Raw genomic sequence first — 21,701 nt, forward strand, 5'->3', positions numbered from 1 at the left:
TCATGTCCGATGCGCGTTCATCTCGCTCCGAGTTCGGTGCGTTCCTCAAGGCGCGCCGGGCCGAGCTGTCGCCCGCGCAGGTCGGTCTCGCCGACGACGGGACCGTCCGGCGTGTCCCGGGGCTGCGCCGCGACGAGGTCGCCCGCCTGGCCACGATGAGCACCGACTACTACACCCGCATCGAGCAGGGGCGCCTGCGGGCGTCCGCGACCGTGCTCGCCTCCCTCGTGCGGGCGCTGCGGCTCGACGAGGCACAGCAGGCCTACCTGTACGAGCTGGCGGGCAAGACACCCGCCCCGCGCCGCCGCAGGGTGCAGCGGGTGCGGCCGTCGGTGCAGCGGATGCTCGACGCTCTCGGCCACCTGCCGGCCATGGTTCTGGGCCGCTACAACGACATCCTCGCCTGGAACGCGGCCGCCGTGGCCCTCTACCTGGACTTCGACAAGCTGGCCCCGCGCGAGCGCAACTACACACGGCTGTTGTTCCTCGACCCCGCCATGCGTGGCCTGTACGTCGACTGGGAGGACGCGGGACGGCTCAGCGCGGCGCTGCTGCGGATGGAGACGGCCGGTAACCCGGACGACCCGCGCCTGGCCACCCTGGTCGGTGAGCTGTCGGTACGCAGCCCCGAGTTCCGCGAATGGTGGAACGGGCGGATCGTCTCCGACACCACTTCGGGCAGCAAACGCTACCGTCACCCGCTCGTCGGCCCCCTCACCCTCGACTGCGACACCTGGACCAGCCCCGACGACCCCGACATCACGTTCATGGTCCTCACCGCGGAACCCGGCAGCCCCGAGGACCACGCGCTGCGCATCCTCAGCTCCTGGCACACTGCCCCCGCATCGACGCACACGTCCGACACCCCCCACGACTGATCACAGCCCGCCGCGTCCGGACCGGCCCCCTCGTCGCCGCCAGCCGAAGCAGGCGACGCCCGGCCGGTCACAAATGGTCACGACAAGTCACAACAGGCCTCGGCTGGCCGCACAAGACAGCAGCTCGGCCACGAGTGCTCTCCTGGGGCGTCCGCGCCGGAGCTGACGTGTCGCTGGATTCTGGCGGCCATCCCAGTCCATGCACATCACGGTGGCATGCCGGCTCCCACCTGCAATGCACTCCATAGAGCTCGTAACCCAGTCCCAGTAGTCGTGTGGTGGTGGAGCGTGGGAGCGTGGCCTTGGGTCGTGGGCGAAGGCCTGTGTGGGGAGAAGGGGCTGGATGAGTGTGGTGTGGGCGGCGACGTCGCCACAATCGGGACAGTTCCATCCGGTTGAAAGGCGTTCAGGGTTGAAGGATCTGTCAGACCGCTTCAACGACCTGCGTTCCCATGGTGAGGGGTACGTCGAGGTTCGGTCGCCACACAGGGAGTTCCCGGTGCTGATCCTGGCCTTCCGAGGTGATCACGCGGTCGTCCATCTGATGAGTGACACCGAGCGGATGTCTCTGCTCGTAGGAGACGGCACCGTGCCCTCGGGCGCCGAGGTCGACGTCCCGATCATGGACGACCTCGCCGCGTTCACGGGCGACTTTGTCCTGGATATCGATCGGGCGTGGGACCTGGTGCAAGACTTCACCCAGACGCGGGCGGCCGGCCCTCTGGGTGAGTGGTGTGAGTTGTAGCGGGAAGCCCGATCAGGTCCTTCGTATCGGCCCGAGCCTCGAGTTCGGTGAAGATGCGCTGCCAGGTGCCGTTGCGCTGCCAGCGGCGGAACAGGTCGTACGTCCGGCCCCACGGCCCATACTCGGCGGGCATGTCCTGCCACGGTATGCCGGTGCGGACCCGAAAGGTATGCCGTCGATCAGCTGCCGTCAGGTCCGTGTCGGCAGCCGGCCGGGCTTCTCGCCCCTCGGCAACAGCGGCTTCAGCACAACCCATTGTTCATCCGTCAGGTCTCCACGCGCCATGAACCAAGATCATCCCACGGCCGGGATCCATTTCGATACACCCCCCAGTCCCAACTGCGGCCGCACTCAGATCACCGGGGGCCGCCGGCCAACTTCAGGACTTCTCTCACTGCTTCTGTGAAGTGGCCTGTTCCGTCGACCGTATTGGACATCGCTGCAGCCGCGCCTGCTGTCAGGCGACCGTGCACTTCAGGTTCGGCTGCAGCGAGTCGCCGTGAGAGCCACTTGCCGCCGCCGAGCCAGTGCCCACCCGTCAGCAGGGCCAGCTCTGAGGCGCGCTGCAGCAGGTCGGCCACAATGTATGTCCGCTCCAGCGGGTCGGTACAGCCGCGAAGATCGTCCAAGGTGTCGGTGAGCGCGTACCGCAGGTCTTCCAGTTCTGTCGTTGATACGGGAGGAGGCCCCGCTGCCAACCGTTCCGGGGATTCTGCCTGCAGCGCGGCTCCGAGCCCGTCCGCATCGGCCAGCAACATGCCTTCCGCGCACATGGCCAGCAGCGGAGATTTACGGGCCGCTGTCTCCCGCTCGGCGAAAAGACGCCAGTCGGCCTCAGTCTGGACGAACAGTTCCACCGGCCAACCTTCATGCACCAGGCTCTCCCGGAAGGGCGCAGGCGGGCCCGCCAGCAGCACCACGGTCCAGATGCCGGCCACACGCCTTGAGGGCGGCACCGCCTTCCCTTCCCCGCAGCCGGCGCCGGCTGCGTTCAACCACGGGTAGTAGAGCGCGGTGAACTGCGGCTCCTCCTCGCTCAATTCGAGCAGGCCGGCCGGCTCCGCCTCCTTGGAGGTATGCAGCAGCGCCACCCGGTTGCGGGCATCCGCGCAGTGCCGGACGATGGTCTTGGCGATCTCGATGCCGTCCTCCTGGTCCTACCACAGGTCCGGCGTCACCACGATCGTCACTGCGGAGCCGAGCGCGCCCAGTGCGGCCTGGTATCCCGTCAGCGGGCCGCCCTGGCCCATACCGGCGATCCAGCAGGTACCGCCGCCGTTCTCGCACCAGCCGAACACCGCGTCGGCCATGTACGGCGAGACCGCCCCGGAGCCGGAGCTGCCCGCGCCGTCGACGAACTCTCTCCAGGACCCGACCTTGCGAGGGGCGCCAGCATCGACTCATTACGCTACTTTGCGTAACCAAAAGGTAGCTTTTGGTATCACGCTGATCGAAGGGACCCCCCATGCGCTCCATCTGGCAGCACCGCCCGGGACTCGTCGTCGGCCTGGCCGCCTGCGCTGCTCTGCTGACCGCCGGCGCTGCCCACGCCTCACCCGCCGCGCCGGCCACCTCGGCCGGTATCGGCTGCTGGGTGTCGTGGCACGACGGATTCGGCGGCCGTTACGAACACCGTACGTACCTCAACGACGGTGAGTGGGGCCGCAATGGCAACGCCACCGTCCAGTGCCGAGACGGCCACTACGTGAACGTGACCCCCAACGTATTCAACTGACACGGCCACAGAGCATCTCCCCCGTGGCGCCAGCCGCTCGACGGGTGACCCTGCCGCGTCGCCCTGCCCTTCCGGAGCTTCGTTGTGCCGCCAGTCTGCCACTGAGGTGTGACACATAGGATCGCGGGAGGCCAGCAACCTGGGGCTACCGACCAAATGGGCCGCCCCAGGTGACGAAACACAGTCGGTTCGGCGGGCCCATCGGTGATGCGTGCGTTCGCGTCGGCGCCGACGCTCAGGGGCGGGTAGGTGGGCACTCCCGCGCGGGAATCCAACCCGGCGGAAGCCACGTTACGACTGGTCCATTCCGTCGGTTGCCCACGCGTGATCAGACGACCAGTAGCCGGGGCCGGCCGCAGGAACGAGCCAGGGGGCGGGCGGCGGGGACACCGGCCATCAAGCAGCCGAAGCGCACCGGCGACACCTCGTGTGTGGCCCCCGCCCCCGCACCCCCGACGGGGTGCGGGGGCCACGGCTGAACTGGCACAGGTACTACTACGGGAGCCTGTCCGGCGAACCGCTGCCACACCGCCTCCGCCTCCCGCAGCTCGGCCTGGAGGGCCTCCACCCGCTGCCGAGTGACGCGTTCATGCTCCTCCAGCAACCCCATCACCGACGGCACCCCAGCACCTCCACCCAAGAGACGACACGACACCCCGTCTCTGCCGCCGAAACACCGCACCTACACCTGACCAGCGAAAACACACCCGTCACTCACGCAAGGACAACGGCGTCTGAGACGTGCCTGGTCATGCGGTGAGGCGTGAGGCTTTTCCTGCGGGCGACTACGGTTGCGGTAACTGCATTGGAGCCTTGCCACCCGCAGAGGCCACCTCGCCCCAACGTCCCGGGCCCATGCAAGCAACGTCCGGCCAGCCCGGGGACGACCCGATACAGTGCGCGAGACGGCAGCCTGGTCAAGAAGGGGAAGCGTGACCGACACCAACAACACCCGCCCCGCCGACAGTGAAGCGCAAGCACCACGGCAGAGCCGACTGCACCGCCTGATGCGCTATCTCCCCCTGATCGCCCCCGTCCTGCTGTGGGCCGTGCCGTGCTGGATGCTCCTGCACACCGGCCAGCACTGGCCGTTGCCCGTCACGCTCGCCGGCACCGTCCTGTTCGCCCTCGGCCTCGTCGGTATGCCGCTCGCCATGGGGCGCGGCCACGGCCGACGCCAGCAGGACCGAGCGGCGATCGCCGGTGACACCCTGCTGGGCATCAGCTGGGTCCTGTTCACCTGGTCGGTTCTGCTCGGCGTCCTGCTGCGGCTCGCGCTGACCGTGGCCGGCATCGGCGAGGGCCAGGACCGGGCCCGAATCGTCACTTGGGCCATCCTCGGCGTAACCGCCGTGCTGCTCGCCTGGGGGTACGCCGAGGCCCGCCGTGTGCCACGCGTGCGCAACCTCGACGTGGAACTCCCGCGCCTGGGCGCCGGGTTGGACGGCACCCGCGTCGTCCTCATCACCGACACCCACTACGGCCCGCTCGATCGCGCCCGCTGGTCGGCACAGGTATGCGAGACGGTGAACACCCTCAAGGCCGACCTGGTCTGCCACACCGGCGACATCGCGGACGGCACGGCCGAACGCCGTCGCGCGCAGGCCGCGCCTCTCGCTACCGTGCAGGCCACCCGTGCCCGCGTCTACGTCACCGGCAATCACGAGTACTACAGCGAGGCCCAGGGCTGGGTCGACCTGATGGACGAGCTGGGCTGGGAGCCGCTGCGCAACCGTCATCTGCTGCTGGAACGCGGAGGCGACACCCTCGTGGTCGCCGGCGTGGATGACGTCACGGCCGAGTCCTCCGGGCTGGCCGGCCATCGCGCCCACCTCGACGGAGCCTTGAACGGCGCCGACCCCGACCTGCCCGTCCTGCTCCTGGCACACCAGCCCAAATTCATCGACCGGGCGGCAGCCGGCGGCGTCGACCTGCAACTCTCCGGGCACACCCACGGCGGCCAGATCTGGCCCTTCCACCACCTGGTCCGCATCGACCAGCCCGCCCTCGCAGGCCTCAGTCACCACGGCCCCCGCACGCTCCTCTACACCAGCCGCGGCACCGGCTTCTGGGGCCCGCCGTTCCGTATCTTCGCCCCCAGCGAGATCACCCTGCTCGTGCTCCGCTCCCCGCAGCAGTCCACCTCGTCGTAGCACAGCCGGGGCCGACCACCGTGATGATTCGCACCGCCCTCTGACAAGGTGATGGCGATTCTCAAAAACGGCTCTGTCCGCAGTTCCGTGACTCCCCAGGCCAGGGAGGTGAGCGCGGGATCGTTTCGGCTGAGTATGTCCCGGCATGGCGAGCAAGACGGTCGAGGCGGTGCTGTTTCCCGGGATCGATGTGCGAGTGGAGCGCGTCAGCGCCTCCTCCGACGTCCTCGTGGTGGAGGCTGTGTCCACCGCTCGGCCGGGCCGGTGACCGGACTGCCGAAATCAGGAGAGGTGTCGACACAGCACATACCAACGTGTCCTGGATGAAAGGCCGTTGTACTCTCACCCGGGCCATGGTCTGGCTGCGGGGCCGCGACACTTCCGTGACCGCCGGACTCACCCTCCGGTAGAGCTCCGGCGTGGTCGAAGAACACGTGAACCGCGTGAAAACACTCAAACCAACCACGTGCGGCCGAGCCTCGTTCCAACTCCTCCGAGCCCGCATCCTCACCCAGTCATGACTATCACGGAACTGCGGGAGCCCCTTTCAGGGGCTTGTGCCAAGGAACTGGGCTGCCAGACGGGGAAGCCGACGGCTCATCTCCCTGTCGTCGTCGAAGTCGAAATCCTCGCCCATATCAACCGCGTTGTCGCTCTGTGTATCAGCCACGCGGAAACTGCGCCAGGCTTCGTAGAAGGCATCCGCATCACCCGTGATCCGTTCGAACGCACCGCCGGCCGCATAGTTCACGTCCTCGTAGAACAGCACCTCGGAACGGTCCCGGCCATTCACAGCCTCAACGACATCAGGGTGCGCGGAGAGGCTGTCGGGGTCAGCGGCCACGCGCTGGTACCACTGACGGCCCAAGGCGATCACACCAGCGCGGAAGTCCATGAAACTGTCGTCGGAGCACCCGCCCCCGATGAGGTAAGCAGCCGCCCACACATCCCAGCGATACAGGGCGTCGTGCAGCTCATCGAAGCGTTCCGCAAACTCCAGGATCTCCTGCCGCGGTCTATCCGCGAGCTGCTTGACGAGAACCTCGTCAAATGGCTCGCCCGTTGCGGCAGCCCCGGCTTGCGCGGCTTCGATGACGTCCCAGAACGTGTCGATCTCCATGACCGCGCACTCTGTCACGACCCGCTGACAATCGACCTTGGCCGCCCTTCCGACACCTGGCCGTTTCACGGAACTGCGGCCAGAGCCTTGAAAACGACTTTGGCCGCAGTTCCGTGAACCCGTTCAGAAGGACCGGAAGATCCCCTCGGGATCATCGTGAGCCCATGCCGCAAACTCCTCGAAGCCCAGGTTCCCGATGCTCAGGTTCGCGTGGACCTCGTGGAGTCTTGCGGGGGTGACGCGGAAATCACGGCCGAACTCGGTCAGTTGTTCGTAGTCTTCTTCGTCCACGCATTCCTCCCGCGTCAGCGTGGTGACCGCCAACAGCGGGTGGCTCTCGGCCTGCATGGCTGTACCGTCGGCGAGAAAGACGACGGCCAGACTGCCGTCGCCGCGGACCGCCGACAAAACCTCGTCAACGGTCGCCCCTGACCAGGCCGGATCATCGATGAAGTGGACGTCCGCTTCGTACGGCCTGTCTCCCCAGGGCTCCATCAGTGCCGCCGCCACGTCCTGCCATGCCTGGTCGTCGAGGTAGTCGGTTCTGACGACCAGAGCATCGAACTCGTCACGGTTGGTGACGGGGGGCAACGGTCTCATGGATCCTTCTTCTCTGTGGTGATCAGTGAGCCGTGTCCGACTGTCTCATGGGCCGTTTCCGAGGATGCGGGTACGGAGGAGTTCGAACGAAGCTCAGCCGTACATGGCTCGCTTGAGTGTCTTCACCCGGTTTACATGGCCCTCGACCACCCCGGAGCTCCAGGGCAGGGTCAGACCGGCGGTCACCGCGTCGAGGCCCTGGCGGAGGAAGCCGGCGAAGCTCTTCATGGGCTTCGGTGCGTCCTGCTCGGCCTGCCGGGATCCACTCCAGCAGCAACTGTCCGCGCTGGTGTCGGACCATGTCGGCGAACGCCCGAAGGAGCCCGGTGATCACGCACCCGTCAGCGCCTTCCCGCCCTCGCCCGAACAGCACAGTGGCAACGCCGACATGACGAATTCAGGTTCACCAGCCGCCGCCGGCCGTCAGTCGTCGTCACCGTGAACCGCACAGGCACGTAACCACCGACAGCAACGGCATTCTCATCGACAGCGCAGGAACCGCAGCACCGCCTGTACCCGCCGGTGCTCGCGCTCGCCCTGCTCCAGGCCGAGCTTGGTGAAAACGCTCCGTACGTAGCCCTCGATCGTCTTGGGGCTCAGGACCAGTTCCTCGGACAGCGCGGCATTGGACAGGCCCTGGGCCATCAGCGCCAGCACCTGCCGCTCCCGGTCGCTGAGTTCGGCGAGCGGGTCGCGTTCGCGGCGTCGGCTGACCAGCCTGGAGACGAGTTCGGCGTCGATCACGACGGCTCCGCCGGCGAGGCGTCGTACGTCGGCCGCGAAGGCGCCGAGGTCGGACACGCGGTCCTTGAGCAGGTAGCCGACCGCACCGTCGAACTCCTCCATCAGCCGTAGTGCGTGATGCACCTCGACGTACTGCGACAACAGCATCAGCCCGACCTGCGGGGCGAAGCTGCGGATCTCGGCGGCGGCCTCGATGCCCTCGTCCGCGAAGCCCGGCGGCATCCGCAGGTCGGTGATGACCACGTCCGGCGGGTCGCGGCGGACGAGCCCGACCAGCTCAGCACTGTTCCGGGCCTGGGCCACCACGTCGAAGCCCTCCTCGGCGAGGATGCGTGCCATTCCCTCGCGGAAGAGCAGCGCGTCGTCGGCGACCATCACTCGCACGGCAGCACCGCCTTGACCCGGGTGCCGCCGCCGGAGGGGCTGTCGACCTGGAAGTGGCCACCGAGTGCTGCGAGGCGATCCGCCAGTCCCTGCAGTCCTGTTCCCGGTCCTGGGCGTGCTCCGCCGCGGCCGTCGTCGGTGACCTCCACGCCGAGGCCGCCTTCGGCCGGGGCCACGTCGATGATGAGTACGCTCGCGCCCGAGTGGCGGACGGCGTTGGTGAGTGCCTCGCTCACCACGTAGTACGCCGTGGCCTCGATGTTGCCCGGCAGGCGATCGGCGTGGGCCACGTGCAGGCGCACCGGGATCGCCGACCGGTCCGCGAGCGCGGCGAGCGCGGGTTCGAGTCCCGACTGGGCCAGTACCATCGGGTGCAGACCACGGGCCAGTTCACGCAGTTCGGCCGTGGCCTCGAGCAGTTGTGACCGCGCGTGTCTGACGCGATCCGCCATGGCCGCCCCGTTTGCCTCCGCCTGCTTGGCGAGAGCACCCAACTCCAGCCCCAGGGTGACGAGTCGCTGCTGTGCACCGTCGTGGAGGTCGCGCTCGATGCGCCGGCGGGCCGCGTCCTCGGCGGTGACGATCCGGCGGGCCACCGCCTGGACCTCCTGCGCCTGTTGCTGCTGCCCGATGATCAGCCCGGTCTGCGCGGCCAGGTCCGCCAGCAGTCGGGCCTCCGTGGCGCTGAGTGACTCCCCCGTCGGCTTGCGGACCGTGATCGCGCCGCGCACGGTATCGCGGTGGACGATGGGCCGAACCAGCCGACGCGACCCGGCAAGCCCGGCGAGCGCTGCCGGACCCGCCTCGACCGTCGTGGCCGGCCACCGGCCCTGCGGCTCGAGGCGATGCTCGTCGCCCACCCACACGACGACCTCGGTGGCACCGACCCCTCCTGCGACCGTGGCCGCGACGGCATCGAGCAACTCCTGCGGCGGGTCCTCAAGATGGGCCGACAACCGGGACAGCGCTTCGTACGGCGTCGCGCGATGCCCGTACACGAGACGATCCGCCAGGCGCTGGGCCCGCCGCCGTAACGGCTCGAACGCGACGGCGACGACGGCTGTCGTGACCAGCGCCAGGGCTCGTTCGTCCGCCGGGACCACGGCTCCGGCACCGACCACGATCGCCACGTACGCTGCCGTGATCAGCAGCAGCATGACCCCGATGACGAGAGACTTGTTGATGACCGGGTCGATGTCGTAGAGCCGGAACTTGAGAATCGCCAGTCCCGCGGCGACCGGGATCAGCGGCAGCGCGAGCAGGCCCAGAAGCGGGCTGCCGAACGCCAGCAGGCCCGCCACCAGCAGCAGGATCGCCGCGAGCACCGCGCACACGAGCCAGCGCATCTGGCGCGCCTCGTCGCCACGCGCGCGGCGGATGCGCATCACGATCGCGACAGTCCACAACACCTGGAAGACCAGATAGCTGTAGTGCGCGTAGTACCAGAAGCGGTCCGCCGCTTCGCCGCCCGGCACGTCCAGCGGGTGCGCGGCGGCCAGTCCCACCCGGTCGTACTCCACCGGCCACAGCGCGGACACCACCGCGAGTACGGCAGCGACGGCCATCATCGCTGCGACGGCGAACCGCCATCGCGGTGAGGGGAGCCGCCCGTCAGGAAACGCCATGAGCGTCCACCCGGCCAGCGCGATAGCGAGCGGCAACGGCCACACCCCGATCCAGCCGAGCCAGGACGCTCCGACCAGGGCGGCGCTGTGCAGGCCGTACTGGCGGCCGAAGAACATCACCGCGTGCAGCACGCCGGTCGCGACGAACAGCCACCCTTCCGGGTGCCGTGGCCGCATCCGGACGACGTACAGCCCCACCGCGGTGAAGGAGGCGCCGATCAGCCCGTTGTGCACGTTGTCCAGGTGAAAGCCGAGATACCAGCCGTAGCCGACGAGTGTCGCAACCACCAGCGCCACCAGTGCCGCCCCGGCTTCGCGGAGCGTCGGTGGGACCTGGTCCTGCGCCTCCATGGCCGCTGACATACAGCCATGCTGGCACAGCGGCAACGCTCACGGATGAGGGTTATCCCTGGTCGAGGTGCAGGGTGCGCACCGTGTTCCGAAACCCCCGGGACCGACACGGTGGAACCACCGATTCGTCCCGACCGGAGGAACCACCATGAGCACATCGACTCGGCACCACACCCAACTGCCCCGCTCCGGACGCCCCGAACAGGTCGCCGGACTTCTCCTCGCACTGGGCGGGGTCGCCTTCTTCGCAGGCGGCGCCCTCCACCCCGCTGACAGCGGCAGGGGATCGAAAGTCGACCAGCTGCACGACATGATGGTCGACTCGATGTGGTACCCCTCGCATGCACTGCTGCTGACGGCGACGGTGTGCTTCGCTGCCGCGATCCTCGCCTTCCGGCGCCGCGACGGCCTCGGCTCCCGCATGACCGCCGTGACCGGCGCCTTCTCGGTCATCGCCGTCGTCACCACGATCGGTATGGCACTGCACCTGTTCGCCGCTCTCGGTGCGGACGGGATCGCCGGCGGCGAGAAGACGGTCATCTACCACGTGCAGACGTGGAACGAGACGATCATCGATCCGCTGTGGGGTGTGGGCATCGCAGCCCTCGCCGTCGCCGGCGGTCTCACCCGCACCGTCGGCAACCCGACCACCCTCGCGCTCGGCGTCGTCGGCGGGCTGGCCTACTCGCTGGCGTCCGCCACGATCGCGTTCACCGACCGCTTCGACACACTGTTCCCGCTGGCCTCACTCATCGGCATCTGGGCCGTGGTGGCCGGCCTCATGATGTCGCTGCGGAAGGCCCGATCCAGGGGCGCCTCGCCTGCCCCGGAACTCGACGGGACCGAGACCTCCAGCTGAGAGGTCCGTACGGGGCAGGACACGGTGCCGGCGGCGGCTACCGCGGGGCACGGCGCCGAAGGTGCATCGCATCCGGCGCCGTTGCACCGGGAACAGCAGCCGTCCTGAGCACCCGAACCGTGCCGCAGGCGATCGGAGACGCTGTGCGGGCACTCCCGCAACACGCTCCATGGGCCATACCGCTCCCACCAGGGACGCTACGCACGCCGCCGGACCTGGAACCGGCCATCACAAGGGGGACCCGATGTCGGAACGGCGGCTGGACGGGCGGTATCGCCTGATCGAGCGGATCGGGTCCGGCGGCATGGGCGAGGTGTGGCGCGCCTACGACGCGAACCTGCACCGCAACGTGGCCGTAAAACTGATCACCGAACTCGCCTACGCCCAGGACCGGACGGCCGCTGCCCGGTTCGTGCGCGAGGCCAGGGCCGTCGCGAGGCTGTCGAGTCCGCACATCGTGACAGTCCATGAACTCGGTACGGCGCGGATGGGCGATGGTCCTGAGGTGCCGTACCTGGTGATGGAACTGCTGGACGGGTGCCCGCTGGACCGTCTGCTCAAGAGCGCCGGCTGGCTTCCTCCGCTGGACGACGTGGCTCGCTGGACCGATCAGCTGTGCCGCGCGCTCGGAACGGCCCACGCCGCGGGGGTGGTGCACCGGGATATGAAGCCCGCGAACATCGCGCTCACCGGGGACGACACGGCCTTCGCCGACGCCAGGGTCGTCAAGGTGCTCGATTTCGGCATTGCCCGGTTCCTCGACGGAACCACCCGAGCATCGACCACGCTGACCGCCACGGGATCGGTCGTGGGTACACCGGCGTACATGCCGCCGGAACAGGCCCGCGGCGAATCAGACGTCGACGGGCGAGGCGATCTGTACTCCTTGGGAGTCGTACTCTACGAACTGGTCACCGGGCGGCTGCCGTTCGAGGGAGGCGCCTGGCACGTGGTGCTCCACAAGCACATCACCGAACCTCCCGCTCCACCGAGCCTGCTGCGCGCGGGACTGCCGCAGGCCTGGGACGAGTTGATCCTCGCCCTGCTGGCCAAGAATCCGGCCGACCGTCCGCAGACCGCCACAGAAGTCCGGTACGCGGTGAGCGCGATGGCCGCGGCCCCCACCGCGTTCCCAGCCGCCCGGCCGACGCAGCTCGATCCCGGCCCGTCACGACCCGCCACGCCGCTCCTGCCGCCTCCCGCTCCGACCGAACCACCACGTGTCCCGGCCCAGACGGGCCCCAGCAGGGTGACGACGGCGAGTCAGGCAAGGAAGACGGCGGACGGGGCTGCCCAGGCGGAGACGGAGGCGGCACGCCGGTCCCGTACCGAGCCGGCGATGCCCGTCACCCGGAGTCGGCTGGTCGCCAGGCGGCTGCTGAGGGCCTGCAACGCAGGGAGTCTGCTGTGGGCGCTCGCTACGACAATTGCGGCCTCGGACATCTCCGTCGGGGTGAAAGTCGTCGCCCTCGTCCTCACCTTGTTCCTCCTTGTGTATCGGCGACGGCACTCACCTGGCCGGGGCCGGACAGCCGGAGCCCGCGCCCGCAGGTCGGCAGCCCCGCAGGGCCGAACGCGTGCGCCCTGATTCGCAGGGACGCTTCTGCACTCCCTTCGAAGGGAACGGCTTGATGAATTCGCCCGCGACACCCGGCTGGGGTGGTGCGGACCCGTGCCACGGTCGCGGAGTGTTCGGCCCAGCGATTGGAAGCATGACGGCCGCCGACTCTTCGGCCGAGGCGGTCAAGCATGGCGCGTCCCGCCTCGGGGCACGATGCTCCGCCCTGTCGGGACCGACGCCGCAGACGGCCGTAGGGCACCCTCCGGGAGTCGGTGAAGCGCCTGTAGGATCAGCGTATTTACGAGACGGATGTGTTGGCCGGGGGGTCAGGGGCGCCGGAGAACGGTGCACGTCCCGTCTCAATACCTGGGGAGGGTTCCGTTGGCTCGTCATGGCTCCGCGCGACTCAGTCTTGTCGCCGCCACAGCGGTCGTATCTCTGTCTCTGGCTGCCGGTCCGGCCTCCTGGACCGCTTCCGCGGTCGGCGGGACGTTCAGCGAGACCACGATCGCCCCGACCATGCGCGTCGCACCCGGCTCCGGCTCTGTGGTGAGCGTCGGGCCTTCCGGGTTCCTGCACACTGCCCTCAGCAGGAACGCCCCCTTCGGACTGGAGTGGACCGGCACGGACGGTTCGACCCGAAAGCTCGAGGGCACTGGGCTGTACGACCCCGTGGAGTACTACGGCGCGGCATCGGACGTCGTGGCGCTGCGGCCCGACGGGGGCACGGGCGATGTACTGCTGCGGAACATGGTCACCGACGAGACCACCACTGTCACCATCCCTCAGGGGCAGAAGTACAGCAGAACGATCGGGACCACCGTGTTGACCCTGGGCGGAGGCGCCGGCGGCCAGTGGACCGAGCTTCATCTGCTGAACAATGAGAACGGGACCACGGTGGACCGTCGGGTCACAGGCCTGCCGGAGGGGGCCCACGGCATCGGTATCGGACGGGCCGGCATCCACGGGTTCATCCCACTTCTGAACGTCCCCGGGGAAGAATTCGTACAGTACGCCTGGGTAGATCTCCGTACCGCGGAAGCCACGTTTCTGCCCTCCGGCACGGTGTACGGAAGTTCCGTGGTGACCGCGCTCCAGGTGGTCACCCCTCGCGCCGGCGGCGTGCGGATCTATGAGCAGGGCCGGTTCGACACCCCCCAGCGTGAGGTTCAGGTCGACCTCAAGGACGCCAAGGTGCTCGGCGTCGTCGGCGACTCGTTGATCGTGGGCCGCTACGACTCCTCGCTCGGCAAGAAGGAGTACGGGGCGTCCATCTGGAAGGTCGTGGCCGTTCCCTTCGACGGTTCCGGCGAGCGCACACTTCTCGCGCGTGCCGTGGCGGACCGGATCGCTGTGCGGCCGGACGGCGGCCTTCAACTCGTCGGCGGCCAGTCCGCGCAGGACTACGGCTGGCAGGACATCACCGCCGGAGCGGACGCCGTGCCGTACGCGACGCGTGTGCTCCGTATCCTGCCGGTCCCGATGCAGCTCCAGCGACTTACGCTCGATCACGGCACCGTTACGACTCTGGAGTACGGCGATCGAGTCACCTCCGCGTACCGGCGCCCGCTCGCCGAGGCCGCGCCCGGATACGGCGAGCGTGTGCCGGGCGGCAGCCTGCCGATCCCGTACAACCAATGCAGCGTCGGCAATGGTCTGTGCCCCGAGTTGTATCCCACCGGGGACGGCCGGACCGTGTACCGCGGGGCAGTGAGCGTGAACGGTGCCTGGCAGCCCAAGCTGTTCGTCGTCGGCAGGGGCGAGGCGTTTCCCGGCAGCCCGATCGAGACGGGACTCCAGGATTCCTTCGACGATGCCGAGGCCCACACGAGGATCCTGGGGGCATCCGAGAACCTGGTGCTGGTCGACGGAATCCCTGCCGGCGGCGGCCGCGAACTCCGGGTCGTCGACATCAACTCCGGCAAGGTCCTGCGCAAGGAGCCGTACCAGACGGCTGCCCTCTGGGGGACCACCGTGTGGACCTCGGCCCCGGGCGGCACGGTCACCGCCAAGGACGCGCGCACCGGGGCCTCGCTGACATCCTTCGCCGTGAGCACCAAGTGCACCTCCATGGTCGATCTGCAGGCCGTCGGCCGATGGCTGTACTGGAAGTGCTACGTCAGCGATGCCCCGTACACGGCAGGCGTGTACGACCTCCAGTCCAAGAAGAGCATCCCGCTTACCGCCACCGGGCAGGCCTACCTCGGCGGCGGTGCCGTCGCCGTCCGGGACGACCATGGGGGGCTGGGTGTCTACGGCCTCCAGACCGGGACGGCCGTCCAGCGGTGGAGGACCGACGTCGCGGGGCTCGTGGCGCTCGACCCCCGCGACGGTGATCTCGCGTACTCCACGCTGGACCAGGCCGTCCACGTCCTGAACACCGGGCGCCCCGAGGCGGCGCTGGTCTCTCCCTACCGGAGCGTCGCCACACGGGTGGAGACGGACGCGACGCCGCTCTCCTGGCGCGGCGAATGGTGGCTGTCCGAATCGGCGGCTTCCTGGAAGGTGGAGATACGCCAACGCGCCACGGGCCGTGTGGTTGCCACGCGCGCGGGCGGACCCGCCGCATACTCGATCGCGGCAGCGTGGGACGGCCGTGGCACGACGGGCGAACTGCTCGCCAACGGCTCGTACACCTGGACGCTGACGGCTGTGCCGGCCGACGGGCAGGGCGCGGCGTTGGTCCAGTCCGGCACGGTCCGGCTGACGGGTGGCACGGCAGTGTGGCGGGACCACGTCGGCGGCTCGTCGCTGCCCGACGGTGTCGGCGACCTCCTGACGCTGAACTCCTCAGGATCCCTCACCTTCCATCAAGGGGACGGGTCCGGGAAACTCTCCGGGAAGGTCTCGGCGAGCGGCTGGCCGACCTCGGTCAGAGCGGTGCCGATCGGCGACCTCAGCGGCGACCGCTGCAACGACGTCCTGATCCGGCTGAGCAGCGGCGCACTGCGCCTGTACAAGCCGGCCTGCGGGGCGGCACTGAAGCCGTCGACGCCGTACACCACGCTTGCGAGCAGCGGCTGGACCCAATACGACGTCCTGACCGCACCCGGTGACGTGACCAAGGATGGGCGCCCCGACCTGATCGCCCGCAACCCCTCCACGGGTGCCGTCTACCTCTACAAGGGCACCAGCACCGGCAAGCTGTCGTCCCGCGTGAAGCTCTACGACAACTGGAAGGGTTACAAGAAGATCGTCGGCGCCGGAGACCTCAATGGTGACGGCATCGGCGACCTCCTCCTCCAGGACAAGGCCAACAACCTCTACCGCGCCTACGGCAGCGGCAAGGGAACCTTCACGTCCCGGGTGAAGATCGCCGGCATCTGGGGCGGCACGTACAACACGGTCGTCGGCGTCGGGGACATCACCGGCGACGGCAAGGCCGACATCCTCGCCCGGGACACCGCGGGCAACCTCTACCGGCAGAACGGCACCGGCAAGGGCACCTTCGGCTCCCGTACGAAGATCGCGAACGGCTGGGCCGGCTACAAGGGGCTCTTCTGACTCGTCGCGGGGCCTGTTGCGCCCCCGGCGAGGAAATCGCCGGGGGCATGACGGCTGGGCGGCACGCACATCGCCTTCGCCCAGGCCCAGACGGTCCTGGGCGAAGCCGCGAAGGTCCGGGGACCGCATCGGATCCCGGCAGCCCAGCGCGCGACAGCTGCAGGGCTGATGTCGAGCAGACGCTACGGACTCGGCAGCTCAGCCAGCGGCACGACACTCAGGACCCGTGCCGAGCCGGGGCCGCGCTCGCCCACGCGGTGATGAACGCCGGAGCATAGCCCTGGGCATAGGTCCACGGCGTCGGGCGTCTCCCGCTCGCCGACGGGGTCTGCGGCTGGGATATCGGCACAGGACCAGGTCGTCACCGCTACGGCGTACGCGCGAACCGACCGAACACTCCGTCAGTTCACCACCGGCGGCGACGACTCGAAAAGACGCGAACGGCTTCGTCCTGCGTTTCGAGCGCCCGCCGGTCTGTGCCCGCATCCTGTCCTCACAGGATTCCTGCCACGCCTTCGACGACGGAACGGACACCTCGCCATGAGCGAACTCGTGCTGGGCATCGACACCGGCACCGCCAGCACCAAGGGCGTACTCACCACGCTGGACGGATCCGTGGTGGCGACGGCCGTACGTCATCACTCCATGTCGCTGCCCAGACCGTCCTGGGCCGAAGTGGACGCCGCCGCCGTCTGGTGGGACGACCTCAGCGCGGTGGCCCGTGAACTGATGGACCGGATCGGCCCCCACACCCTCGCCGGACTCTGCGTCAGCGGCGTCGGCCCCTGCCTTCTGGTCTGCGACGGCGACGTGGAGCCTGTGCGGCCGGCCATCCTCTACGGCATCGACGGCCGGGCCGAGCAGGAGATCCACGACCTCACCGAGCGGCTCGGCGCCGACACCGTCTTCGAACGCTGCGGCAAAGCTCTCAGCACCCAGGCCGTGGGCCCGAAGATGCTGTGGATGCAGCGCAACGAGCCACAGGAATGGGCGCGCGGAAGGAGGTGGTACAACTCCCACTCCTATCTGGCCGCCAAGCTCACCGGGGCCTACGTACTCGACCACCACACGGCCAGCCAGTGCGACCCGCTGTACGACATCCATGCCGGGTCGTGGGCGCAGGACTGGCTCCCGGACATCGCGGGCCACCTGGAGACGCCCCGACTCGTCCACCCCCACGAGGTCGTGGGAACGGTGACCGCCACGGCGTCGGAAGCCACCAAGATCCCCGTCGGCACACCTGTCTCCGCCGGTACCGTCGACGCCTGGGCCGAGGCCCATTCCGCCGGCGTACGGCATCCCGGCGACCTCATGCTCATGTACGGCTCCACCCTGTTCTTCGTCCAGGTCCTGGGCAACTACCGGGCACACCCCAAACTGTGGACGACGGCAGGAGTGGAACCCGGCCGGCGCACCATCGCGGCAGGCATGTCCACCTCGGGATCCCTGACACAGTGGCTCCAGGAGGTCACCGGAGGAGCGCCCTTCGACACGCTGGTCGCCGAGGCCGAGGCCGTGCCCGCCGGTTCGGACGGCCTGCTGATGCTCCCCTACTTCGCCGGCGAGCGGACCCCGATCTTCGACCCCCACGCCAGAGGCGTGGTGGCGGGCCTCACCCTGCGGCACACGCGCGGCCACCTGTTCCGGGCCGCCTACGAGGGCATCGCGTTCGGCGTCCGCCAGATCCTCGACTTCCTGGAAGACCCCGACGACCCGATCCGGCGCATCGTCGCGGTCGGGGGCGGCACGAAGGGCGGACTGTGGACCCAGATCGTCAGCGACGTCACCGGCCGGGAACAACACGTGCCGGCGCAGACCATCGGAGCCTGCTACGGCGACGCCCTGCTCTGCGCGGTCGGGCTCGGACACGTACCGCCGGACACGGACTGGGCCGTGACCGAGACGACCGTGCGGCCCCAGGCCCCTACCCGTGCGGTGTACGACCGCCTGTACGCGTCGTACACCGCGCTCTACCCCGCCACGAGGGACATCGTCCACGATCTCGCCGACACACGGTGAAAGGCGGCGCCCTCCTGCCCACGCGTGCGTCCGCAGTCCCGGCGTCTCTCGCAGCGACGACCGCGTCCGCGGGGGTTCCCCGCCGCCGACCGGCATGTACCGGGCGCCGTTCCCGCAGCTGGCGCATGAGTCACGGGAACGCCGTGGAGCGCTCTGCCACGCACAGCGTTGATGGTCGGAGGCGCCCTCGGTCAGGTCCCGCTGGGGCCACGCTCTGACCGTGACGAACGCCGGCGTCTCCTGCTCACCGGGCCGGCGATCAGCTGGTCGGCGAACGTCGCAACAGCCCTGGTGTCCGCACGGCCCGCATCAAGAAGTCGCTTCTGATGGTGCCCGTCGCTGTTCGGGCACAGTATGGGTCGATGCGAATCTTCAAGGCGGCTCGGCGGACTCGTTGGGCCTGGCCGACCGGCCCCCCGCCGACCGTTCCTCCCTCCGGGCCGCCGGCTTTCCACTGTTCGAGGTGCCATGGCCCGATGCCTGACGACGGCACGGTCTGCGGCTCGTGTGGGGCGCGGATGGATGAAGGGGATGGAGATGGTTGAGCCTCCGCCGGGCTTCAGGTGTCCAGTCGCCGGTAGCAGATGAGCATTGCCGCAATGCCGGCAAGGGCGAGGAAGTGCTCAGGCTTGCGTTCGTACCGGCGATGCAGGCGGCGGCATCCTGGCTAGGCCAGGACACCGTCCGCTCAACGACCCAACGGTGCCGGCCCGATCGCTCAGAGGATTCAACGCCTTTGCGGGTGATGCGGGGCGTGATCCCGCGTCCGCGGAGCTATCGCCTCAGGCGGTCGTAGCCGTAGCCCTTGTCTCCGTGGAGCTTGTCGGGCCTTCTGCGCCGTGGTCCTCTGCGAGACCGGATGGGCAAGGTGCCGCATGCCAGCGGCTGCGGGCCCTGGCTGTCGTGGAGGTTGACGCCTGAGATGCCCATCGACATCGGCAGCCCGTTCCGGTCGGTGACCAGGTGGATCTTTGATCCCAACTTGCTGCGGCCGGTCGGATTCGATCCCGTCAAGATCCCCCTCTTGTCGCCCTGGCACTGACCGAGTCGATGGCGCAGCGAGACCAGTCCAGCTCACCGCGGGCACCGAGTTCATCGAGCACCACGCGGTGCAGCCGAGCCCGCACCCGGTCCCCGCTCCGCTGGGCGAAACGCCGGTAGACCGTCTGCCAGCAGGGACCAACTACAGGCGGCAACTGCCGCCACGTACAGCCCGACGTAGCCACGAACACGATCGCGGTCAGGACCTCACCGTCACCCGCTCGCCGCCGACCACCGCCCTGCGGACGTACCACCTCAGTTGGCGGCACCACCCGTCGAGGCAAAGCTGAGTAGCGTCGGCTGTCTCGGCAGCCTGAGAGATCAGACTGCCGGACATTCGGGGGACGGCCGAGTCTGACGGCATGCGCATCCAGCAGTTTCGGCCCGCACGCTGCGAGTCCCTGGCAAGGGGTGGTGTGGTGGAAGCCTGGGTGGCGCAGAGATTGATGGCGAACAGAAACCTGTTCCAGCTGAAGATGAAGCAGATCAGCGAGGTGAAGGCGATCCCCCGGCACGGCCACCGGCCCGACGATACGCAGCAGCACGGTGGGCAGTCCCGCGCCGTCCACCTCAGCCGAATCCAGGATCGCCTGCGGCACCTCGGCGAGAAACGAACGCATCATCCACACGGCAACCGGCAGATTCATGGTGGTGTAGAGAACGATCAGCGTCTACACGTTGTCGACCATCCCGACCTCCTTGATGATCAGGTGGATCCTCGCGAACTCCAGGATGATGCCAGAGATGAGCGGCCCGATCGCCAGGCGACGAAGCGGTCGCTCACAGACTGATGTAGTGGCCGCGTGCCCGGGCGTCGGGAGAGGCGTGAAGGATCAGTACGGGGCAGGGACCCGTTGAGGGCATGGTCCCGTATCTCCCTGTCATCGTTCACCTCCTGAGGAAGTGAGATAGTGATGGCGGACTCTAGAAGTTGACGTGCGCGACTTGATCGTCAGGCTGGACGTGGTCGATGACGAAGCCGCGGGCGCGCTACGTGTCATCGAACTTTTCAGACAGCCTGGTCGAGGAGCGTGCCTCCGTGGCAGCTCTCATTCGTGCTGCGGCGATGTTGGCCGGTGCTACCGCTGGCCTTCACGATGCAGGCCGGGAAGTCACCTGCCGCTTCGATACCGAGATGTCAACGGTCATTGAGATACCCGGGTGGGTGGCCGTTGGAGGCCCAGGCTGATGGCCATCAGAAAGCCAGGCGTGTAGCCAGTGGTGTTCCCGGGGTGAGGGTCAGGCCAAGGGGACCACTCCCTTCCCGGCGAGGGCCTCGGCGAGGCGATGCGAATCACCGGTGGTGGTCACGAGGTGAGCGTGATGCATGAGGCGGTCGGTGCTCGCGCCCGCGAGAGTCTTCGGCATGATCGTGTCGAAGCCCGAAGGGTGAATGTTGCTGGTCACCGCGATCGACCGGCGCTCGTAGGCTGCGTCGATGATCCGGTAGAACGCCTTGGCGGCGTCTTCCCCGACGGGCAGCAGGCCGATGTCGTCGATGACGATGAGGTCCGCGCGGCAGATCCGGGCGACGGTCCGTGCGGTGGACCCGTCGACCTTCGATTTGCCGATCGCGGCGCTCAGCGTCTCCAGGGTGAACCAGGACACCCGCATGTCGTTCTCGATCGCGGTCTGGGCCAGACCCTTGGTGGAGTGGCTCTTGCCCGTCCCCGACGGGCCGGCGATCACCAGATTGTCGGCGCGGCCGATCCACTCCAGGGTGATCAGGGAGTTCTGGGTGGGTTCGGGGATGGTGGAGTCCTCGGCCCGCCAGGATCCCAGGGTCTTGCCGGTGGGGAAGTTCGCCGAGTGGCGACGAAGACGCCGGGTGGCGGCGTCGCGGCCGGTGACCTCCTCGGCTATCAGCAGCTACAACACCTCGGCGGGGTACCGGCGTTGGGCTCGGGCGGTGGCCAGGACGTCCGGGGCCGCTTTGCGCATATGAGGCAGGCACATGCGGCGCATGAGCTTGTCGAGCTCCTCGGGCAGGGCCGGGGCCTGGGGAAACGTCATGGTCGTCAATTCCTTCGTCGGTCAGGGTTGGCGCCGATAGGCTCGACGGGTGATCGATATGCAGGTGCGCGATGACAGCGGCGACGTCATAGCCCGGGCCGAGGGCGGGGTGACGTGGACTTCCGCTTTCGGTGATCTGACTCCGGGGCTGTTCCCGATGCTCTGGGGCCTGATTCCCTATGGGGATGCGGTCTTCAACCATCGGCAGGTGTCGCTGCTGCTGGCGGAACTCGACCGGCTCCCCGCCGCTTGCGGCGGTGACTGGGTCGGGCAGGCCCGCGAGTTGTGCCAGGTAGTCGAGCAAGGGTCACACCGCTATCTGTGGTTTGTCGGCGACTGACCGCAGAGTCGTGCGTCAACTTCCTTGCA

General features: G+C 68.5%; 19 protein-coding genes and 2 pseudogenes. 11 read left to right on the forward strand and 10 right to left on the reverse strand.

All coding sequences use genetic code 11. The annotated features are described in order from the left end of the window. The first annotated feature begins 2 nt into the window (after positions 1 to 2). Positions 3 to 878 carry a helix-turn-helix transcriptional regulator gene (locus ACWCQK_RS32755; protein ID WP_451161239.1) on the forward strand — a complete coding sequence of 292 codons (876 nt, stop codon included), beginning with the start codon at positions 3 to 5 and terminating at the stop codon, positions 876 to 878. Positions 879 to 1,221: 343 nt separating this feature from the next. Then, positions 1,222 to 1,623 (forward strand): hypothetical protein, encoded by a 402-nt coding sequence (locus ACWCQK_RS32760; protein WP_451161241.1) that lies wholly within the window; start codon positions 1,222 to 1,224, stop codon positions 1,621 to 1,623. Here ACWCQK_RS32760 and ACWCQK_RS32765 read toward each other — a convergent pair. The 3 genes from ACWCQK_RS32765 to ACWCQK_RS32775 form a co-directional block, all read right to left on the reverse strand. Then, the gene (locus ACWCQK_RS32765; RefSeq protein ID WP_451161243.1) at positions 1,574 to 1,879 is read right to left on the reverse strand and encodes a transposase; all 306 of its coding nucleotides are present in this window, start codon (positions 1,877 to 1,879) and stop codon (positions 1,574 to 1,576) included. The genes ACWCQK_RS32760 and ACWCQK_RS32765 overlap by 50 nt on opposite strands. 100 nt (positions 1,880 to 1,979) lie before the next feature. Next, positions 1,980 to 2,714: a nucleotidyltransferase domain-containing protein gene (locus ACWCQK_RS32770; RefSeq protein ID WP_451161245.1), complete on the reverse strand. Its 735-nt coding sequence runs from the start codon at positions 2,712 to 2,714 to the stop codon at positions 1,980 to 1,982. Positions 2,715 to 2,780: 66 nt separating this feature from the next. Then, positions 2,781 to 2,933 carry a hypothetical protein gene (locus ACWCQK_RS32775; protein ID WP_451161247.1) on the reverse strand — a complete coding sequence of 51 codons (153 nt, stop codon included), beginning with the start codon at positions 2,931 to 2,933 and terminating at the stop codon, positions 2,781 to 2,783. Positions 2,934 to 3,088: 155 nt separating this feature from the next. Between ACWCQK_RS32775 and ACWCQK_RS32780 the strand changes: the two genes are divergently transcribed. The 3 genes from ACWCQK_RS32780 to ACWCQK_RS32790 all read left to right on the forward strand — a co-directional run bounded on the left by ACWCQK_RS32780 (position 3,089) and on the right by ACWCQK_RS32790 (position 5,779). Beyond that, on the forward strand, positions 3,089 to 3,358 hold the full coding sequence (locus tag ACWCQK_RS32780) for a hypothetical protein (RefSeq protein WP_451161249.1): 270 nt from the start codon (positions 3,089 to 3,091) through the stop codon (positions 3,356 to 3,358). A 932-nt stretch (positions 3,359 to 4,290) separates the two neighbouring features. Beyond that, a complete protein-coding gene (locus tag ACWCQK_RS32785) occupies positions 4,291 to 5,511 on the forward strand; it encodes a metallophosphoesterase (RefSeq protein ID WP_451161251.1) in 1,221 nt (406 codons plus the stop codon). A gap of 145 nt (positions 5,512 to 5,656) precedes the next feature. Then, positions 5,657 to 5,779: a hypothetical protein gene (locus ACWCQK_RS32790; RefSeq protein WP_451161253.1), complete on the forward strand. Its 123-nt coding sequence runs from the start codon at positions 5,657 to 5,659 to the stop codon at positions 5,777 to 5,779. Positions 5,780 to 6,058: 279 nt separating this feature from the next. Here the strand turns inward: ACWCQK_RS32790 and ACWCQK_RS32795 are convergent, their stop codons facing one another. From ACWCQK_RS32795 to ACWCQK_RS32815, 5 genes are all read right to left on the reverse strand, one after another. After that, the gene (locus ACWCQK_RS32795) at positions 6,059 to 6,631 is read right to left on the reverse strand and encodes a DUF4240 domain-containing protein (RefSeq protein ID WP_451161255.1); all 573 of its coding nucleotides are present in this window, start codon (positions 6,629 to 6,631) and stop codon (positions 6,059 to 6,061) included. 123 nt (positions 6,632 to 6,754) lie between these two features. Then, the gene (locus ACWCQK_RS32800; RefSeq protein ID WP_451161257.1) at positions 6,755 to 7,231 is read right to left on the reverse strand and encodes a DUF6924 domain-containing protein; all 477 of its coding nucleotides are present in this window, start codon (positions 7,229 to 7,231) and stop codon (positions 6,755 to 6,757) included. A 93-nt stretch (positions 7,232 to 7,324) separates the two neighbouring features. Further along, positions 7,325 to 7,459, reverse strand: coding sequence for a hypothetical protein (locus ACWCQK_RS32805; protein ID WP_451161259.1), 135 nt, complete (start codon positions 7,457 to 7,459; stop codon positions 7,325 to 7,327). A gap of 252 nt (positions 7,460 to 7,711) precedes the next feature. Continuing rightward, entirely contained in the window at positions 7,712 to 8,350 is a 639-nt protein-coding gene (locus ACWCQK_RS32810; protein WP_451161302.1) for a response regulator, read from the reverse strand. Beyond that, entirely contained in the window at positions 8,350 to 10,347 is a 1,998-nt protein-coding gene (locus tag ACWCQK_RS32815; protein ID WP_451161261.1) for a sensor histidine kinase, read from the reverse strand. Before ACWCQK_RS32815 ends, ACWCQK_RS32810 begins: the two co-directional genes overlap by 1 nt. Positions 10,348 to 10,483: 136 nt before the next feature. Here ACWCQK_RS32815 and ACWCQK_RS32820 point away from each other — a divergent pair, with 136 nt between their 5' ends. From ACWCQK_RS32820 to ACWCQK_RS32835, 4 genes are all read left to right on the forward strand, one after another. Beyond that, entirely contained in the window at positions 10,484 to 11,194 is a 711-nt protein-coding gene (locus tag ACWCQK_RS32820) for a hypothetical protein (protein ID WP_451161263.1), read from the forward strand. A gap of 244 nt (positions 11,195 to 11,438) precedes the next feature. Beyond that, a complete protein-coding gene (locus ACWCQK_RS32825) occupies positions 11,439 to 12,782 on the forward strand; it encodes a protein kinase domain-containing protein (RefSeq protein ID WP_451161265.1) in 1,344 nt (447 codons plus the stop codon). Between the two features lie 492 nt (positions 12,783 to 13,274). Then, positions 13,275 to 16,259 (forward strand): FG-GAP-like repeat-containing protein, encoded by a 2,985-nt coding sequence (locus tag ACWCQK_RS32830; protein WP_451161267.1) that lies wholly within the window; start codon positions 13,275 to 13,277, stop codon positions 16,257 to 16,259. Positions 16,260 to 16,799: 540 nt separating this feature from the next. Next, a complete protein-coding gene (locus ACWCQK_RS32835; RefSeq protein ID WP_451161269.1) occupies positions 16,800 to 18,278 on the forward strand; it encodes an FGGY-family carbohydrate kinase in 1,479 nt (492 codons plus the stop codon). A 559-nt stretch (positions 18,279 to 18,837) separates the two neighbouring features. Here ACWCQK_RS32835 and ACWCQK_RS32840 read toward each other — a convergent pair. Then, positions 18,838 to 19,603: pseudogene (locus tag ACWCQK_RS32840) on the reverse strand (IS5 family transposase). Positions 19,604 to 19,681: 78 nt separating this feature from the next. Between ACWCQK_RS32840 and ACWCQK_RS32845 the strand changes: the two are divergent. Further along, positions 19,682 to 20,110 carry a hypothetical protein gene (locus ACWCQK_RS32845; RefSeq protein WP_451161308.1) on the forward strand — a complete coding sequence of 143 codons (429 nt, stop codon included), beginning with the start codon at positions 19,682 to 19,684 and terminating at the stop codon, positions 20,108 to 20,110. 448 nt (positions 20,111 to 20,558) lie between these two features. On the opposite strand, the pseudogene ACWCQK_RS32850 reads toward ACWCQK_RS32845, so the two are convergent. Further along, positions 20,559 to 21,332: pseudogene (locus ACWCQK_RS32850) on the reverse strand (ATP-binding protein). Between the two features lie 58 nt (positions 21,333 to 21,390). Here ACWCQK_RS32850 and ACWCQK_RS32855 point away from each other — a divergent pair. After that, the gene (locus ACWCQK_RS32855) at positions 21,391 to 21,672 is read left to right on the forward strand and encodes a hypothetical protein (RefSeq protein ID WP_451161304.1); all 282 of its coding nucleotides are present in this window, start codon (positions 21,391 to 21,393) and stop codon (positions 21,670 to 21,672) included. Positions 21,673 to 21,701 lie beyond the last annotated feature (29 nt).

It is taken from the genome of Streptomyces sp. NPDC002306 (assembly GCF_053593435.1).